Origin of the sequence: Bartonella sp. AR 15-3, from assembly GCF_002022445.1 — a bacterium.
Lineage (GTDB): Bacteria > Pseudomonadota > Alphaproteobacteria > Rhizobiales > Rhizobiaceae > Bartonella.
The window spans coordinates 1-2,087 of sequence record NZ_MUYE01000002.1 but is presented as its reverse complement, the minus strand read 5'-3'; the positions used below and the strand labels follow the sequence as shown (position 1 = coordinate 2,087).

General features: G+C 66.4%; 1 protein-coding gene. It reads left to right on the top strand.

Going from position 1 to position 2,087, the window contains the following annotated elements; all coding sequences use genetic code 11:
- Window positions 1–785: 785 nt before the first annotated feature.
- Window positions 786–2,087, top strand: a 1,302-nt coding sequence (locus BAR153v2_RS07310; RefSeq protein WP_143245235.1) for a hypothetical protein, incomplete at its 3' end; no start/stop codon positions are given.

Sequence of the window (2,087 nt, the reverse complement as noted above, 5' to 3'; positions counted from 1 at the left end):
GGGAGGAACGGAGGAAAAAGGGAAGACCGAAACCCAAGGGAAAAGAGCGGCGGGCCAGGAGAGGCGCGAGCGGGGAGAGGAACGCACGGAAGGAGAGCGGGACGGAAAAAGAAGGAGGGAGGGGAACGGGCACGGACAGAGGGGAGAGAGAGGGGGCGGACGAGGGGGGAGGAGGCCCGAAGACCAGGGGCAAAGCGAGGGGCGGCGACGGAAGAGAAAAGAGAAGGGAGACGAAAGGGAGGGCGGGGCGGAGAAGGGGAAACGGGCGCGGGCACGAAGAGAGGGGCGCGCGAAGGAAGGGGAGGGCGGCAGCAGAAGGGGGAGGGGCAGCGGGGAGAACACGAACAACAGCGACAAGACCGGAGAAGGAGCGACGCGGAGAACGAAAGGCGCGACGGGGAAGGGGGAAGGGACCACGGCGAAAGCCAAAGCGAGGGGCAGCAACCCCAAAAGCACGGCCAAAGCGAGGGCCAGGTGCAGGGGCAGGCGCGGACGACGCAGACGAGCAAGTCGAAGGACCGCGCGGCGCGGAGAGAGGCGGGAAAGGCAGCACGGGCAGGGGGGAGCGCCGCAGGCGGAGAGAGGGCGGGGGAGGGGGAGGGGAGGGCCAGGAAGGGGAGGGAGGGCGACAGGAGCGGCGGGGGCGGCAGGGGCGGGGGGGAGGAGAACAGGAGGGGGAGGGGCGGGAGCGCCAGAGGGGGAAGGAAGGGGGAGGAGGAGGCCAGGGCCCGGAGGGAGCAGACGGGGAGGGGGCCAGGACAAGCGGGGAAGGGGGGGGGGCCAGGGTGAAAAGAAGCGCAACCCGGAAGGGCGAGCAAAAGAAGGAAAAGGAGAGGGAGGGGGAGGGGCAGGAGCGGAACGCGCAAAGAGGGAAAAAGAAAAGAGGGGGGGGGCAGGGCAGAAGGGGACCGAAAACAGGGAGCAAAACAGGAGAACGGAGGGGGAAAAAAGCGAAGAGAGCGGGCAGCGGCGAGGCGGAGGGCGAAGACCGGGGGGGGGAAGGCACGGACGAGAGCGGGGGGGAGAAACAGGGGAGAGGAAAAGGCGCCACGACCACCGCCACCCAGCAGGCGAGCAGCGGGGGCGGCGGGGGCAGCGGGGTGCAGCGGGAGAAGCGCCGGCAGGGCGCCGCGGGCCGCACGGCGACCGAGGGAAAAGCCGCCGCGAACAACGGGCAAGGCACCAGAAGCCAGGGAGAGCAGGCGGAGCCGGCGGAGACGCCAGCAGGAGAAGAGGGCCCGCCACGAGAGAGGGCAGAAGCAAGGGGAGGAAGGGAGGGGAAGAGAAGAACGCCGACGAGGAGACGACAAGGACAGGAGGAAGCAAGAGAGAGAGGGAAGGAGAGGAGCCAGCGAAAACAGACAGCAGAAGGGGGCACAGCAGGGGCCAAGCAGCAGCACAAGAACGGGGAAAACGGGAAAAGGAACGAAGGGGAAAGCCAGGAAGCGGCGGAGCGGCGAGGGACAGGGAAGAAAGAGAAACGAAGGAAAAGAGACCAAGACCGAGCACCAGGAGGAAGGGAAGGGGGCAAACAGGGGAGAAGAAAACCAACGGGACAAAAAAAGACAACCGCCAAAAGCAGGAAACCCCCGACCAAGCCACCGAAACCGGGGCAAAAAGACCAACGCGACCGAGAAAGCGGGAGAGCGCGGAGGCGGAAGAACAAGAGAGAAGCGAAAACAGTGAGCGGCGACGGGACGGCGAGGGAACGCAGGCCCAAGAGCAGGGGCGAAAGGACCGAAAAAGAGAGCGGGAGGGAAAGAGGAAAGACAGCGGCAGGGGGGCCAGGGGGGCACAACAACGAGGGGAAGGACAGGAGGAAGGAGACGAGGCAGGGAAAGGGCGACGGGGCCAGGCAGAACAGGAGACCAGAGAAAAAGAGAAAAAGGAGGCAGCAAGAGGAAGGGCGCGGCAAGAGCAGAAGACAAGCGACGGACGGGGGAGCCACGACAGGGGGAGGGGGGGAAAAGAGACGAAGAAACAGGGCAAACGGAGGAAAGGAAAAAGCGGACAGGACGGGGAGCGGGGGAAAAAGCGGACAGGAGGGGAGCGGGGCGAAGGGGGCCGGGAAGGGGGGAGAAAGAGGA